The organism is Citrobacter freundii complex sp. CFNIH4 (genome assembly GCF_002934505.1).
GTDB classification, from domain to species: Bacteria; Pseudomonadota; Gammaproteobacteria; order Enterobacterales; family Enterobacteriaceae; genus Citrobacter; species Citrobacter freundii.
In genome coordinates this window covers 2,412,103-2,426,760 of the sequence record NZ_CP026231.1, presented here as the reverse complement: position 1 = coordinate 2,426,760, position 14,658 = coordinate 2,412,103, and the positions used below count along the sequence as shown (strand labels likewise).

Annotated in this window: 14 protein-coding genes; 6 read left to right on the top strand and 8 right to left on the bottom strand. The window is 49.3% G+C overall.

The window, feature by feature from the left end; all coding sequences use genetic code 11:
- Positions 1–9: 9 nt before the first annotated feature.
- The 5 genes from rfbB (at position 10) to ugd (ending at position 6,012) form a co-directional block, all read left to right on the top strand.
- The gene (gene rfbB, locus C2U41_RS12625) at positions 10–1,098 is read left to right on the top strand and encodes a dTDP-glucose 4,6-dehydratase (protein WP_003844298.1); all 1,089 of its coding nucleotides are present in this window, start codon (positions 10–12) and stop codon (positions 1,096–1,098) included.
- Positions 1,098–1,997, top strand: a complete 900-nt coding sequence (gene rfbD / locus C2U41_RS12620) for a dTDP-4-dehydrorhamnose reductase (RefSeq protein ID WP_044701929.1) — start codon at positions 1,098–1,100, stop codon at positions 1,995–1,997. Before rfbB ends, rfbD begins: the two co-directional genes overlap by 1 nt.
- Before the next feature lie 38 nt (positions 1,998–2,035).
- Positions 2,036–2,908: a glucose-1-phosphate thymidylyltransferase RfbA gene (gene rfbA / locus C2U41_RS12615; RefSeq protein WP_044701931.1), complete on the top strand. Its 873-nt coding sequence runs from the start codon at positions 2,036–2,038 to the stop codon at positions 2,906–2,908.
- Positions 2,909–3,240: 332 nt separating this feature from the next.
- Positions 3,241–4,647 (top strand): NADP-dependent phosphogluconate dehydrogenase, encoded by a 1,407-nt coding sequence (gene gndA / locus C2U41_RS12610; RefSeq protein WP_048217349.1) that lies wholly within the window; start codon positions 3,241–3,243, stop codon positions 4,645–4,647.
- Between the two features lie 198 nt (positions 4,648–4,845).
- Positions 4,846–6,012, top strand: a complete 1,167-nt coding sequence (gene ugd, locus C2U41_RS12605) for a UDP-glucose 6-dehydrogenase (RefSeq protein ID WP_044701934.1) — start codon at positions 4,846–4,848, stop codon at positions 6,010–6,012.
- 58 nt (positions 6,013–6,070) lie between these two features.
- Here the strand turns inward: ugd and C2U41_RS12600 are convergent, their stop codons facing one another.
- Complete coding sequence (locus C2U41_RS12600) at positions 6,071–7,075, bottom strand: NAD-dependent epimerase (RefSeq protein WP_048217350.1); 1,005 nt, start codon at positions 7,073–7,075, stop codon at positions 6,071–6,073.
- A gap of 406 nt (positions 7,076–7,481) precedes the next feature.
- Here C2U41_RS12600 and wzzB point away from each other — a divergent pair, with 406 nt between their 5' ends.
- A complete protein-coding gene (wzzB, locus tag C2U41_RS12590) occupies positions 7,482–8,465 on the top strand; it encodes an LPS O-antigen chain length determinant protein WzzB (protein WP_044701938.1) in 984 nt (327 codons plus the stop codon).
- A gap of 53 nt (positions 8,466–8,518) precedes the next feature.
- Here wzzB and hisIE read toward each other — a convergent pair whose 3' ends face one another.
- The 7 genes from hisIE to hisD are packed head-to-tail and all read right to left on the bottom strand — an operon-like array spanning position 8,519 to position 14,653.
- Positions 8,519–9,130, bottom strand: a complete 612-nt coding sequence (hisIE, locus tag C2U41_RS12585) for a bifunctional phosphoribosyl-AMP cyclohydrolase/phosphoribosyl-ATP diphosphatase HisIE (RefSeq protein WP_048217352.1) — start codon at positions 9,128–9,130, stop codon at positions 8,519–8,521.
- Positions 9,124–9,900 carry an imidazole glycerol phosphate synthase subunit HisF gene (gene hisF / locus C2U41_RS12580; RefSeq protein WP_003838956.1) on the bottom strand — a complete coding sequence of 259 codons (777 nt, stop codon included), beginning with the start codon at positions 9,898–9,900 and terminating at the stop codon, positions 9,124–9,126. The genes hisIE and hisF overlap by 7 nt, the downstream gene beginning before the upstream one ends.
- Positions 9,882–10,619: a 1-(5-phosphoribosyl)-5-[(5-phosphoribosylamino)methylideneamino]imidazole-4-carboxamide isomerase gene (gene hisA, locus C2U41_RS12575; RefSeq protein WP_003844283.1), complete on the bottom strand. Its 738-nt coding sequence runs from the start codon at positions 10,617–10,619 to the stop codon at positions 9,882–9,884. The genes hisF and hisA overlap by 19 nt, the downstream gene beginning before the upstream one ends.
- Positions 10,619–11,209, bottom strand: coding sequence for an imidazole glycerol phosphate synthase subunit HisH (gene hisH / locus C2U41_RS12570; protein WP_103848407.1), 591 nt, complete (start codon positions 11,207–11,209; stop codon positions 10,619–10,621). Before hisH ends, hisA begins: the two co-directional genes overlap by 1 nt.
- Complete coding sequence (gene hisB / locus C2U41_RS12565; protein WP_046670017.1) at positions 11,209–12,276, bottom strand: bifunctional histidinol-phosphatase/imidazoleglycerol-phosphate dehydratase HisB; 1,068 nt, start codon at positions 12,274–12,276, stop codon at positions 11,209–11,211. The genes hisH and hisB overlap by 1 nt, the downstream gene beginning before the upstream one ends.
- A complete protein-coding gene (gene hisC, locus C2U41_RS12560; protein ID WP_103848408.1) occupies positions 12,273–13,352 on the bottom strand; it encodes a histidinol-phosphate transaminase in 1,080 nt (359 codons plus the stop codon). Before hisC ends, hisB begins: the two co-directional genes overlap by 4 nt.
- Positions 13,349–14,653, bottom strand: a complete 1,305-nt coding sequence (hisD, locus tag C2U41_RS12555; RefSeq protein ID WP_054528538.1) for a histidinol dehydrogenase — start codon at positions 14,651–14,653, stop codon at positions 13,349–13,351. The genes hisC and hisD overlap by 4 nt, the downstream gene beginning before the upstream one ends.
- Between the last annotated feature and the right edge of the window lie 5 nt (positions 14,654–14,658).

Here is a 14,658-nt window from a genome sequence, read left to right as displayed (position 1 = left end):
GTCTATTTGATGAAAATTCTGGTAACAGGCGGTGCGGGCTTTATTGGTTCTGCAGTGGTTCGATATATTATAAATAATACCGCTGACTATGTTGTCAATGTTGATAAATTGACCTACGCAGGTAATCTAGAATCGTTAAAAAGCATTGCTGATAATGAGCGTTATTCTTTCGAGAAAGCAGATATTTGCGATAAAGCTGACATTGAACGCATTTTCGAACGTCATCAACCTGATTTAATTATGCATTTGGCTGCAGAAAGCCATGTAGATCGCTCAATTTCTGGTCCGGCAGATTTTATTGAAACGAATATTGTAGGTACATACACATTGTTAGAGGTGTGTAGAGCTTACTGGAATAACTTAGAAAGTTCACGTAAAGAAGCGTTCCGATTTCATCATATTTCAACTGATGAGGTTTACGGTGACTTACCGCACCCGGATCAATGGGAAGGCGATAATGATTCATTACCGTTGTTCACCGAGGAAACAGCTTATGCACCAAGCAGCCCATATTCAGCTTCAAAAGCATCCAGTGATCATTTGGTGCGTGCGTGGAAGCGGACTTACGGTTTACCGACAATTGTTACTAATTGCTCTAATAACTATGGTCCATATCACTTTCCAGAAAAACTTATACCTCTGGTGATACTGAATGCCCTTGAAGGAAAACAATTGCCAATCTATGGCAAGGGTGATCAAATTCGAGACTGGCTATATGTAGAGGATCATGCACGTGCGCTCTATTGCGTATTGACTAAAGGCACGCCAGGAGAAACCTATAACATAGGCGGGCATAATGAGAAAAAAAATATTGAAGTGGTTCATGCAATTTGTGATTTACTTGATGAACTCGTTCCATCTTCAACTTCATACCGTGAACTAATTAGCTGGGTTGCAGATCGACCGGGCCATGACCGTCGTTATGCTATAGATGCGGATAAAATCAAAAATGAACTTAATTGGTCCCCTCAGGAAAGCTTTGAGTCCGGGATTCGCAAGACTGTCCAGTGGTATCTCGACAATACAGAGTGGATAAATAATGTGAGAAGCGGGGAGTATGCTAACTGGATTAAGCATAACTATAAGGATCGAGTGTAATGAATATACTATTATTTGGTAAGGGCGGGCAGGTAGGTTGGGAGCTACAGCGGGCATTGGCCCCTTTGGGTAAATTGACTGCACTAGATTTTAATTCTAGTGAGTATTGTGGTGATTTTGCCAATCCCGAAGGGATTGCCGAAACTATACGCCGAATCAAACCTGATGTTATTGTTAATGCTGCTGCATATACCGCAGTTGACAAAGCAGAGTCCGAATCTGAGTTGGCGTATATAGTGAATGCCGAGAGTGTTGGGGCTATTGCATCGGAAGCCAAAAAGATCGATGCTTGGGTTATCCACTACTCCACTGATTACGTTTTCCCTGGTGATGGTGACATTGCAAAGAAAGAAACTGACCCGACGAATCCGCTCAATGTTTATGGTGAAACCAAACTAGCTGGTGAGCAATTATTGCAGCAACATTGTGAAAAATATCTTATATTTCGTACTAGCTGGGTCTATGCTGGTAAAGGGAATAATTTTGCAAAGACTATGCTAAGATTGGCAAAAAAAAATGTGACTTTGTCGGTTATCTGTGACCAATTTGGTGCACCGACTGGTGCTGAGTTGCTTGCTGATTGCACTGCTCACGCCATTATCACCGCACAAGCTAGGCCAGAAGTCGCTGGCTTATATCATTTGGTTGCATCTGGGGTTACAACTTGGGCTGATTACGCTGAATTGGTTTTTGCTCAAGCACGTAAAGCAGGGATTGAATTAGCTGTTAAGGATGTCAGAAAAATATCAACGAGTGAATATCTGACACCAGCTTGCCGTCCTGGAAACTCCCGTCTTTCAACGGAAAAATTTCAGACGACTTTCAATCTGCAGTTACCACAATGGCAGGTTGGTGTGAAGCGGATGTTGGCTGAACTATTTACCGCATCGTCACTTTGATCCCTACTCTTTGGCATAAACACTATTTGAGATAAAAAATGACAACTCGTAAAGGTATTATTTTAGCAGGTGGTTCAGGAACACGACTTTACCCAGTTACAATGGCGGTGAGTAAGCAATTATTACCGATCTATGATAAACCGATGATTTACTATCCACTGACCACGTTAATGCTGGCAGGGATTCGAGATATACTTATTATCAGTACACCCCAGGATACGCCTCGATTTGAACAACTGCTAGGTGATGGGAGTCAGTGGGGACTGAACTTAAAGTATAAAATACAGGATAGTCCTGATGGTCTGGCTCAGGCTTTCATTATTGGTGAAGAGTTCATAGGTGATGATAGTTGTGCGCTAGTGTTAGGTGATAATATTTTCTACGGTCATGATTTACCAAAATTACTTTCAAACGCAGTGAAAAAAGAATCAGGTGCGACTGTTTTTGCTTATCATGTCAATGATCCAGAGCGATATGGCGTAGCCGAGTTTGATGAGACAGGCAAGGCTATCTCCTTAGAAGAGAAGCCCGCAAAACCTAAAAGTAACTATGCAGTGACTGGACTTTATTTCTATGATAATAGTGCAGTTTCCCTAGCTAAGACCCTGAAGCCTTCGGCGCGCGGTGAGCTAGAAATCACAGATATTAATCAACTTTATCTGGAGCAAGGAAATCTCTCCGTTGAGATGATGGGACGTGGTTATGCGTGGCTTGATACTGGTACTCACCAGAGTCTCATCGAAGCTAGTAATTTTATTGCAACTATTGAAGAACGTCAGGGGTTAAAAGTTGCTTGCCCGGAGGAGATTGCATTCCGTAAAGGATTTATCACTGCTGACCAGGTTCTCAAACTTGCTGAACCGATGGCAAAGAATAACTATGGAAAATATCTTGCTAAATTGATTAAATAGTTATTGTGAACTCATAATATACACACTTGAGTTTTTAGATGAATTGTATTCCTGAGCGACTAATGTTGCTTTTAAAGGAAGATATGTATCACTTAATTTTCATCAGGTGGTACATAATCAAATTTCAATTGTTTTTATAGTTCGTGTTTTATATTGAACCTAACTTCAATTCTATTATTATTTTGTGATTAATTCAGTGATTTTGACTGTTTGATTTTTGCTATTTTGTGAAATTAAAGGCTATTCAAAATTGCTATTATCGAGTTAATATCTAGACCACATCTCAAGCCGCGTTTACGTCGCGCGGTGACCACACCTGACAGGAGTATGTAATGTCCAAGCAACAGATCGGCGTCGTCGGTATGGCAGTGATGGGGCGCAACCTGGCGCTCAACATCGAAAGCCGTGGTTATACCGTCTCCATCTTCAACCGCTCCCGCGAGAAAACTGAAGAAGTTGTTGCCGAGAACCCGGGTAAGAAACTGGTTCCTTATTACACGGTGAAAGAGTTCGTCGAGTCTCTTGAAACCCCACGTCGTATCCTGTTAATGGTGAAAGCGGGTGCTGGCACCGATGCTGCTATTGATTCCCTGAAGCCGTATCTGGATAAAGGCGACATCATCATTGATGGTGGTAACACCTTCTTCCAGGACACCATTCGTCGTAATCGTGAACTGTCAGCTGAAGGCTTCAACTTCATCGGTACCGGCGTGTCCGGCGGTGAGGAGGGGGCCTTGAAAGGTCCGTCTATTATGCCTGGCGGCCAGAAAGAAGCGTACGAACTGGTTGCGCCGATTCTGACTAAAATCGCCGCTGTTGCTGAAGATGGCGAACCGTGCGTGACCTATATCGGTGCCGATGGCGCAGGTCACTATGTGAAGATGGTGCACAACGGGATCGAATATGGCGATATGCAGCTGATTGCGGAAGCCTATTCTCTGCTGAAAGGCGGTTTGAACCTGTCTAACGAAGAGCTGGCAACTACTTTCACCGAGTGGAATGAAGGCGAGCTGAGCAGCTATCTGATCGACATCACCAAAGATATCTTCACCAAGAAAGACGAAGAGGGTAAATACCTTGTTGATGTGATCCTGGACGAAGCGGCGAACAAAGGCACCGGTAAATGGACCAGCCAGAGCTCTCTGGATCTGGGCGAACCGCTGTCGCTGATCACCGAATCCGTATTCGCTCGCTACATCTCTTCTCTGAAAGACCAGCGCGTTGCGGCATCTAAAGTGCTGTCTGGCCCGCTGGCTAAACTGGCTGGTGATAAAGCAGAGTTTGTTGAGAAGGTCCGTCGCGCGCTGTATTTGGGCAAAATCGTCTCTTATGCTCAGGGCTTCTCTCAACTGCGTGCCGCATCTGACGAATACAACTGGGATCTGAACTACGGCGAAATTGCGAAGATCTTCCGCGCGGGCTGCATCATTCGTGCGCAATTCCTGCAGAAAATCACCGACGCCTATGCTGAAAACAAAGGCATCGCGAACCTGCTGCTGGCTCCGTATTTCAAAAATATCGCTGACGAATATCAGCAAGCGCTACGTGATGTAGTGGCTTATGCTGTGCAGAACGGTATTCCGGTACCGACCTTCTCTGCAGCGATAGCCTACTACGACAGCTACCGCTCTGCGGTACTGCCGGCTAACCTGATCCAGGCCCAGCGCGACTACTTTGGTGCACATACGTATAAACGCACCGATAAAGAAGGCGTGTTCCACACCGAATGGCTGGATTAATCTGATTTAGTCTAACTGTGAATCCAGGCCCGGAGCGCTCCTCCGGGCTTTTTTATTGCCAAAAAATGGGATTCAGTCAGGTCCGATATCCGGTGTTGTAGCAAATCACGATATACTGGCGCAATGCAGAGCCGATGCGCCACGTTGTTGGCAGCGTGTTCACCCTCAAATGTTCAACCGGAAGAAGTTACACAGCGAATGAAGATAACTATCTCAGGAACAGGTTATGTAGGTTTGTCGAACGGTATTCTGATTGCCCAGCACCACGAAGTGGTCGCTCTGGATATCGTTCCGACGAAGGTCGAGATGCTGAATCAGAAAAAATCGCCGATCGTTGATAAGGAGATCGAAGAATATCTGGCGACAAAACAGCTGAATTTCCGTGCAACGACCGATAAGTATGATGCTTACCGCGACGCGGACTACGTTATCATCGCGACACCGACTGATTACGATCCGACAACTAACTACTTTAACACTTCTAGCGTCGAGTCAGTGATCCGCGATGTGGTCGAAATCAACCCAAATGCGGTGATGGTAATTAAATCAACGATTCCGGTTGGCTTTACGAACTCCATTAAAGAACAGTTGGGTATCGACAATATTTTCTTTTCGCCAGAATTCCTGCGTGAAGGTCGTGCGCTATACGACAACTTGCATCCGTCCCGTATCGTTATTGGTGAACGTTCCGAACGAGCCGAGCGTTTTGCCGCGTTGCTGCAGGAAGGTGCGGTTAAAAAAGACATTCCGACGCTGTTTACCGACTCTACTGAAGCCGAAGCCATCAAGTTGTTCGCTAACACCTATCTGGCGTTACGTGTTGCCTACTTTAACGAGCTGGATAGCTATGCAGAAAGTCTTGGCTTGAACTCACGGCAGATTATTGAAGGTGTGTGCCTGGATCCGCGTATCGGTAATCACTACAACAATCCGTCATTCGGCTATGGTGGTTACTGCCTGCCGAAAGATACTAAGCAGTTGCTGGCTAACTACGCGTCTGTACCGAATAACATTATTGGTGCGATTGTTGATGCGAACCGTACGCGTAAGGACTTCATTGCAGATTCTATTCTTGCGCGTAAGCCTAAGGTGGTCGGCGTGTACCGTTTGATCATGAAAAGTGGTTCCGATAATTTCCGGGCATCATCGATTCAGGGCATCATGAAGCGCATTAAAGCCAAGGGCGTACCCGTTATTATCTATGAACCGGTCATGGAAGAGGATGAATTTTTCCATTCCCGAGTTGTGCGTGATCTTAATGCGTTCAAAAATGAAGCGGATATTATTATTTCTAACCGCATGACGTCAGAATTAGCTGATGTTGCCGATAAAGTGTATACCCGCGATTTGTTTGGTAGTGATTAATCTCGTCTCCATAAAAAAGGCCTTATAAAAGGCCTTTTTATTTTAATCAGGTCAGTAATTAAACTTTGTAGAAATTACGATACCAGTCAACAAAGTTCTTCACCCCATCTTTTACCGTGGTTTCAGGTTTAAAACCAATTACCTCATACAGTGCTTTAGTGTCTGCGCTGGTTTCCAGTACATCACCTGGCTGTAGTGGTAGCATGTTTTTCTTCGCTTCAATACCCAGAGCATCTTCCAAAGCCTGGATATAGTCCATTAGCTCAACCGGTGAACTATTGCCGATATTGTAGACGCGATAGGGCGCAATGCTGGCTGCTGGCGTGCCTGTTTCAACGGTCCATTGTGTGTCTGCGTGTGGAATGACATCCTGCAGGCGAATGATCGCTTCTGCGATATCATCGATATAGGTAAAGTCACGCTTCATTTTGCCGTAGTTATAGACGTCAATACTTTTCCCTTCCAGCATCGCTTTGGTGAACTTGAACAGCGCCATATCCGGTCGACCCCATGGACCGTACACGGTGAAAAAACGCAACCCGGTGGTGGGCAATCCGTACAGGTGGGAATAAGTATGAGCCATCAGCTCGTTGGCTTTTTTGGTTGCTGCATACAACGACACGGGATGATCGACGGAATCATCCGTAGAGAAAGGCATTTTGCGATTCAGGCCGTAAACTGAACTGGATGAGGCATAGAGTAAATGCTGAATTTTATTATGGCGACACCCTTCCAGTATGTTCAGAAATCCTGTGAGATTTGAGTCTGCATAGGCATGCGGGTTTTCGAGTGAATAACGTACGCCAGCCTGTGCGGCAAGATGAATGACACGTTCAAAATGCCCGGATGCGAAGAGTTCAGTCATGCCTTCGCGGTCGGCTAAATCAATTTTATTAAACTGGAAACCAGGCTGCGCAAGTAATTCCAGACGAGCTTGTTTAAGACTGACGTCGTAGTAATCGTTCAGATTATCAATACCGACTACTTGATGGCCAGCCTCAAGGAGGCGTTTGCTAACGTGGAAGCCGATGAAACCAGCGGCACCCGTAACCAGGTATTTCATGTTTATTCCTCTTTTTGGCTAAATAATAGCCAGGCACCAACAGGCGCTACTAAAAAGTGGAATGATACCGTTAGATGGTAAAAAAGTTAATTGTTATATTTTTTACGCTTACCATCTTTACTGGTTAGATGGTAAGTATTCACGACATGAATTAATTAAAATGAATTGTAAAGTGCAACGATTGGCGGGCATGAAATCTGGTTATTGCTGTTTTTTTGCTCATGAAAGTGTTCTTTGAGTATTTACACTTTTGTTTAATCGTATTGATTTTCAGTAGTGATTGAAATACCAATCAAAATCCCTCAAACAATTTGATTTTTTTATCATTAATCCTATGGCATTGCCTCAATTTATAGCTAAACTAATCCCAGTTTAAGTCTTTCCTTATCTAGGATCTAGGGTTTCTATGTCTGTAAGTGATAACAACATGTCCGGGAGCAGTCATGATCCGGAACAGATTGATCTGATTGATTTACTAGTACAGTTGTGGCGCGGGAAAGTAACAATCGTTATTGCGATTGTTATTGCCATAGTGCTTGCTGTGGGCTATCTGGCAGTTGCTAAGGAGAAATGGACCTCTACAGCAATTATCACTCAACCGGATGTTGGACAGATTGCCACCTATAACAACGCACTTAACGTGTTGTATGGTGCCAGTGCCCCTAAGGTTACTGAGTTACAGGCAAACGTGATTGGCCGTTTTAGTACGTCATTCTCTGCGTTGGCGGAAACGCTGGATAATCAGGAAAAGCCTGAAAAACTGTCGATTGAGCAGTCTGTAAAAGGGCAACCATTGCCGTTGGCGGTCGCTTATGTAGCTGGTTCTCCAGAAGAAGCTCAGCGTCAATTGGCTGAATATATTCAACAAACAGATGAAAAGGTTGCCAAAGAGCTGGAGCTTGATCTGGTTGATAACATCAAATTGCAAACAACTACGCTTCAGGACTCCTTGAAAACTCAGGAAGTGGTCGCGCAGGAGCAAAAAGATCTGCGAATTAAGCAAATTCAGGAAGCGCTGCGTTATGCAGAACAAGCTGGTGTGATTAAGCCGCAAATTCAGCAGACGCAGGATGTGACGCAGGATAGCATGTTCCTGTTGGGTAGCGATGCCCTGAAATCCATGATTGAGCACGAATCCACACGCCCTTTGATATTGTCTGATAACTACTTCCAGACCAAACAAAAGCTGTTGGATATCGAAAGTCTTAAGCTTGAAGGGGCGGAGTTACACGCCTACCGCTACGTGATGAAACCAACGTTACCGGTTCGTCGTGACAGTCCGAAAAAAGCGATTACCCTGGTGCTGGCGGTTCTGCTCGGCGGGATGATTGGGGCTGGCGTGGTGCTGGGGCGAAATGCGTTGCGCAGCTATAAAGGCAAAACAGAGTAAGCGCTCATCTCAATAAAAAAACCGGGCTTGCCCGGTTTTTTTACATGTGCAACTTACTGATGACGCTTACGTAAATTCTCAATCACCGTCGTCAGGTCGAGTTTCTGATCCTGCAGCAGCACCAGCAGGTGATACATCAGATCAGAGGCTTCGTTTGTCAGCTCAAAGCGGTCGTTCACCGTCGCAGCCAGCGCGGTTTCTACGCCTTCTTCACCCACTTTCTGTGCGATGCGTTTGGTGCCGCTGGCATACAGTTTCGCGGTGTAGGAACTGGCTGGGTCAGCGGTTTTACGTTCGGCCAGCAGTTGCTCAAGCTGATACAAGAACAGCCACTGGTGGCTGGCGTCGCCAAAGCAGCTTGAAGTCCCTTTATGGCAGGTCGGGCCAATCGGGTTAACCAGCACTAGCAGAGTGTCGTTGTCGCAGTCAGGCGCAATGCTCACCACATTCAGGAAGTGACCGGATGTTTCTCCTTTGGTCCACAGGCGCTGCTTAGTCCGCGAGAAAAAGGTCACTTTGCCGCTTTCGAGCGTTTTATCCAGCGCTTCCGGGTTCATATAACCCAGCATCAGCACCTCACCGGAAACCGCATGCTGCACGACGACTGGCATCAGCCCGTCGGTTTTTTCCCAGTCCAGCTCGCGGCATTGTTGCTTCGTTAACATATCCTGATCTCCACGCCCTGTGTTGCCAGGTACGCTTTTAATTCGCCAATATTGATAATTTGTTTGTGGAAGACGGAGGCGGCAAGCGCGCCGTCAACGTCGGCATCCCGGAAGGCTTCGAGAAAGTGTTCCATGGTGCCCGCGCCGCCGGAGGCAATCAGCGGGACGTGGCAAACGTCACGTACTTTTTTCAACTGTTCCAGGTCATAACCGTTACGTACGCCGTCCTGATTCATCATGTTCAGGACGATTTCGCCCGCGCCGCGTTTTTGGACTTCCTGCACCCAGTCCAGTGTTTCCCACTGCGTGACGCGGGTACGGCTTTCATCCCCGGTATACTGATTAACGTGATATTTGCCGGTTTCGACGTCATACCACGTATCAATGCCCACCACGATGCACTGCACGCCAAAGCGATCCGCCAGACGGGTGATAAGTTCCGGTTCGGCCAGCGCCGGGGAGTTGATGGAGATTTTGTCCGCCCCGAAAGAGAGGATACGTGCCGCATCGTCGATGGATTTAATGCCACCGGCAACACAGAACGGAATATCGATCACTTCCGCCACGCGTGATACCCAGCTTTTATCCACTACGCGGCCATCGCTGGAGGCGGTGATATCGTAAAACACCAGTTCATCTGCGCCTTCATCGGCATAGCGTTTTGCCAGTGGGACAATGTCGCCAATAATCTCGTGATTGCGGAACTGAACGCCTTTTACTACCTGCCCATCGCGGACGTCCAGACAAGGAATTATGCGTTTTGCCAGCATTGTATGGCCTCCTCAACGGTGAACTTTCCTTCCAGCAAGGCTCGTCCGACGATAACACCACGAACACCGGTCCCGCGCAGGGCCGCTACGTCCTCGATTCCACCAATACCACCAGATGACTGAAACGCCACCTGCGGATATTTGGCGCACACTTCTTCATAAAGCGCGACGTTTGAGCCTGCCAGCGTGCCGTCGCGGGAGATATCGGTGCACAGCACGTGCTTCAGGCCGACGGGTAAATAGGTCTCAACCAGTTCTTCCAGTGAAACCCCGGAGTCTTCCTGCCAGCCACTAACCGCTACCTGTTTGTTCCCACGCTCGTCAATACGAACGTCCAGTGCCAGCACCAGCGCGTCGGCACCAAAACGAGCAAACCAGCTCTTGACTTCCTCGGGGGATTTTACCGCCGTCGACCCCACCACCACGCGCGCCACGCCAGCGTCAAGCAACGCCGCCACGTCTGCTTCCGTACGCACGCCGCCGCCAACCTGTACCGGAACATTGACGCCAGCGACCAGCGTTTTAATCAGCGGGATCTGGCGCTGCGCCGGGTCTTTCGCGCCGGTTAAATCAACCAGGTGCAGTACTTCGGCCCCCTGAGCGGCGTAATCTTGCAAACGGGGGAGCGGATCGTTGCCGTAATCACGTTGCGTTGCGTAATCGCCCTGATGAAGACGCACTACCGTGCCGTCGATTAAATCTAATGCCGGAATAATCATTACATCTCCAGAAAGTTTTTCAGCAACTGCGCCCCAGCCGCGCCCGAACGTTCAGGGTGGAACTGCACGCCAAAGAAATTGTCCTTTTGTACTGCCGCGGTAAACGGTTCGCCGTAATGACACTGGGCGATGGTCCACGGGTTTACCGGCATAGCATAGCTGTGAACAAAGTAGAAATACGCGCCATCTTCAATGCCCTGGAACAGACGATTTCCCGCCTGCGGATAGACGCGATTCCAGCCCATGTGCGGCAGCGGCAGACCGAAATCGGTCATATTCGGGACATCCTGCTCAATAATGCCCAGCAGGGATACGCCGTTACTCTCTTCGCTGCGACGACCAAGCAGTTGCATGCCTAAGCAGATCCCCAGCACTGGTTGCGTACAGGCTTTGATCAGCTCAATCAGTTCACGCTCGTGCAACTGGTCCATCGCCGCCTGGGCGGTACCGACGCCCGGCAGAAACAGCTTATCGGCGCGCAGCACTACATCCGGGTCGCGGCTGACAACAGGATCGTATCCATGGCGTGCGACGGCGGATTTTACCGAGTGCAGGTTGGCGCAGCCGGTGTCCAGAATCACCACGTCCATTACAGCACTCCTTTTGAAGAGGGCAGCGTGTCGCCTTCGACGCGAATCGCCTGACGCAGCGTACGGCCAAAGGCTTTAAACAGGCTCTCCACACGGTGGTGGTCATTTTTGCCTTTGGTTTTCAGGTGCAGGGTGACGCCCATGGTGTAAGAGAGTGAGCGGAAGAAGTGTTCAATCATCTCTGTGCTCAGATCGCCAACGCGCTGGTAGGTAAACTCCGCGCGGTACTCCAGGTGCGGGCGGCCGGAGATATCCAGTGCGCAACGCGCCAGGCACTCGTCCATCGGCAGCACAAAACCAAAACGATTGATGCCGCGTTTATCGCCTAATGCCAGCTTTAAAGCTTCACCCAGCGCCAGACCGGTATCTTCAACGGTATGGTGATCGTCTATATATAGATCGCCCTTGACGGCTATCTCCATGCGAAAACCGCCATGGGTGGCGATTTGATCCAGCATGTGGTCAAAGAAGCCAACGCCGGTATTGATTTTGCTTTGGCCTTCACGGTCCAGCCAGACTTTGACGTCAATCTGCGTTTCTTTAGTATTACGCTCTACGTGTGCGTAGCGGTCACGTTTGGTCAGCTGCTCGCCGATCATCGCCCAGTTCAGGGTGTCGCGATGGTAACGCAATCCGCTAATGCCCATGTTTTCAGCGAGCTGAATATCGGTCACCCGGTCGCCAATGACGTAGCTGTTCGCCATATCCATGGCCTGTTCAACCAGATACTGTTCAACCAGCTTCACTTTTGGCTTACGGCAATTGCACTCGTCCGCTGGCAGGTGCGGGCAAATCAGTACCTCATCAAACGTCACGCCCTGAGAGGTGAAAATTTGCATCATCAGGTTATGCGGACCGTCAAAATCAGCCTGTGGGAAACTCTGCGTGCCAAGCCCATCCTGGTTAGTGATCATAACCAGCTTAAAACCTGCTTTTTGCAGTTTCAGCAAAACGGGAACAACTTCCGGCTCGAAGGCGAGTTTGTCAAAGCGATCGACCTGAAAGTCACTCGGCGGTTCGGAAATCAGGGTTCCATCACGGTCAATAAAAAGATACTTCTGGCTCATACTTGCTCCGCACGTAAGGCGTCAATGACGCGCTGGCTCTCTTCACGGGTTCCGACAGTAATTCGCAGGCAGCCGCTTAACGAAGGTTGTTTATTCTGATCTCGTAAGATAATGCCCTGATCCCACAAAGATTTAAATACGCTACTTGATGCGGTGAAGCGCACCAGAACATAGTTGGTTTCAGAGTCGAAAACCTGTTCTACACAGCGAATTGTTTTCAGGTTATCTACCAGATACTGACGTTCTTCCAGGATCTGCTCTACGCGTTTACGCATGGCGGAAATCCCTTGCGGCGTCAGAGCCTGGGCGGCGATATCTGCTACCGGCGTAGAGAGTGGGTAAGGGGCAATCACCTTTAACAGCAGATTGATAACCTCTGCATTCGCCAGCGTAAACCCGCAGCGTAAACCGGCGAGAGCAAACGCTTTTGACAACGTGCGTAATATCACCAGATGCGGATACTCAGACAGCCAGCCTGCGAGCGTGGCTTGCGGGCAAAACTCAATATAGGCCTCATCAGCGACCACAATAGCTTTACCCTGCGTCATTTCGAGCAGTGAACGCAGATCCTGCGGGTTAATCAACTGGCCGGTTGGGTTATTAGGGCTGCAAACGTAGACCACCTTCACGCCATCAATCTTGTCCGCGATGCCTTGCAAATCCAGCTGCCAGTTATCAAGGGTCGGAACGGTGCGGCATTCGACGCCAATCGTTTCGGCGCTGACGCTGTACATGCCGTAAGTCGGCGGGCAGTAGAGAATGGCATCTTTACCGGGTTCGCAAAACGCGCGCACCAGCAGCTCGATTCCTTCATCTGCGCCGCGGCTAACCAGCACCTGCTCCGGTTTGACGCCAGCATACTGCGCGTAATTCTCAATCACCGCTTTCGGCTGACACTCCGGGTAGCGGTTCAGCGTTTGTTGACTGAGCTGGAACTCCACGGCGGTGGGATATTCATTCGCGTTGAGCCAGACATCGCCGTTACCGCCGAGACGACGGGCAGACTGATAGGGCGTTAATTCGCGAACATTCTTACGGGCTAAATCAGTGACGCTGAGAAAGTTGTCAGTGCTCATGCTTGCTCCTTCAGGGCGTTAACGCGCAGGGTAACGGCATTTTGGTGGGCAGTCAGTCGTTCAGCAGCGGCCAGTATTTCAATGGTTGAGGCCAGGCCAGAGAAACCTTGTGGGGTTAATTCCTGTACAGTCATCCGTTTCTGGAAGTCAGCCAGCCCAAGACTTGAGCACGTCGCGGTATAGCCGTAGGTCGGAAGAACGTGGTTGGTGCCAGAAGCATAGTCGCCTGCGGATTCCGGCGACCAGTCGCCGAGGAACACCGAACCGGCGCTGGTGATCTCATCAACCAGTTCACGTGCGTTGCGGGTCTGAATAATCAGGTGTTCCGGACCGTAGGCGTTAGAAATGGCCACGCACTGTTCAAGATCTTTGGCGATAATCAGTCGGCTGGCGGCGAGCGCCTGGCGGGCGGTGTCGGCGCGGGAAAGCTCAGCGAGCTGGCGTTCAACGGCTTTGGCAACGCCTTCGGCAAGCGTAGCGTCTGGCGTCAGTAGGATTACCTGCGAGTCGGGGCCGTGTTCTGCCTGAGAAAGCAGGTCAGAGGCAACAAAGTCCGGCGTCGCGCCGCTGTCGGCGATAACCAGCACTTCGGACGGACCAGCAGGCATGTCGATGGCCGCGCCGTCAAGACGCTGGCTGACCTGACGTTTGGCTTCGGTCACATACGCATTGCCCGGCCCGAAGATTTTATCGACCTTAGGAATAGATTCGGTGCCCAGCGCCAGCGCGGCAATAGCCTGAGCGCCGCCCACATTAAACACCTCTTTTACACCACACAGTTGCGCGGCGTAGAGAATTTCATCGGCAATCGGCGGCGGTGAGCACAGCACCACTTTTTTGCAGCCGGCGATACGCGCCGGGGTCGCCAGCATTAATACGGTAGAGAACAGCGGCGCTGAACCTCCTGGAATATACAGGCCCACGGAAGCGATAGGGCGGGTAACCTGCTGGCAGCGCACACCTGGCTGAGTTTCAATATCCACCGGCGGCAGGATCTGCGCGGTGTGGAAAGTATCAATATTACGCACCGCTGCCTGCATAGCTTGTTTCAGTTCGTCGCTCAGGCGACTACTGGCTTGCTGGATTTCTTCCTCGGTGACGCGCAGCGCGCCGACCTCGGTTTTATCAAACTTCGCGCTGTATTCACGCAGCGCCCGGTCGCCGTTATTTTTGACGTTCTCAAGGATCTCGGCCACCGTACGGCTGATGCTTTCCGAGGCGGAAATAGCCGGGCGCATCAGCAGTTCGCGTTGCTGTTCGGGGCTACAGCTATTCCAGTCAATCAGGGTATTGAAGCTCATGGCTA

What these genes read in the sequence shown, in the direction of transcription:
- hisA (WP_003844283.1), bottom strand. Translation starts at nt 10,619, where the DNA reads ATGATTATTCCGGCATTAGATTTAATCGACGGCACGGTAGTGCGTCTT.
- hisH (WP_103848407.1), bottom strand. Translation starts at nt 11,209, where the DNA reads ATGGACGTGGTGATTCTGGACACCGGCTGCGCCAACCTGCACTCGGTA.
- gndA (WP_048217349.1), top strand. Translation starts at nt 3,241, where the DNA reads ATGTCCAAGCAACAGATCGGCGTCGTCGGTATGGCAGTGATGGGGCGC.
- wzzB (WP_044701938.1), top strand. Translation starts at nt 7,482, where the DNA reads ATGTCTGTAAGTGATAACAACATGTCCGGGAGCAGTCATGATCCGGAA.
- hisB (WP_046670017.1), bottom strand. Translation starts at nt 12,276, where the DNA reads ATGAGCCAGAAGTATCTTTTTATTGACCGTGATGGAACCCTGATTTCC.
- rfbD (WP_044701929.1), top strand. Translation starts at nt 1,098, where the DNA reads ATGAATATACTATTATTTGGTAAGGGCGGGCAGGTAGGTTGGGAGCTA.
- ugd (WP_044701934.1), top strand. Translation starts at nt 4,846, where the DNA reads ATGAAGATAACTATCTCAGGAACAGGTTATGTAGGTTTGTCGAACGGT.
- hisIE (WP_048217352.1), bottom strand. Translation starts at nt 9,130, where the DNA reads ATGTTAACGAAGCAACAATGCCGCGAGCTGGACTGGGAAAAAACCGAC.
- hisF (WP_003838956.1), bottom strand. Translation starts at nt 9,900, where the DNA reads ATGCTGGCAAAACGCATAATTCCTTGTCTGGACGTCCGCGATGGGCAG.
- C2U41_RS12600 (WP_048217350.1), bottom strand. Translation starts at nt 7,075, where the DNA reads ATGAAATACCTGGTTACGGGTGCCGCTGGTTTCATCGGCTTCCACGTT.
- hisD (WP_054528538.1), bottom strand. Translation starts at nt 14,653, where the DNA reads ATGAGCTTCAATACCCTGATTGACTGGAATAGCTGTAGCCCCGAACAG.
- rfbA (WP_044701931.1), top strand. Translation starts at nt 2,036, where the DNA reads ATGACAACTCGTAAAGGTATTATTTTAGCAGGTGGTTCAGGAACACGA.
- rfbB (WP_003844298.1), top strand. Translation starts at nt 10, where the DNA reads ATGAAAATTCTGGTAACAGGCGGTGCGGGCTTTATTGGTTCTGCAGTG.
- hisC (WP_103848408.1), bottom strand. Translation starts at nt 13,352, where the DNA reads ATGAGCACTGACAACTTTCTCAGCGTCACTGATTTAGCCCGTAAGAAT.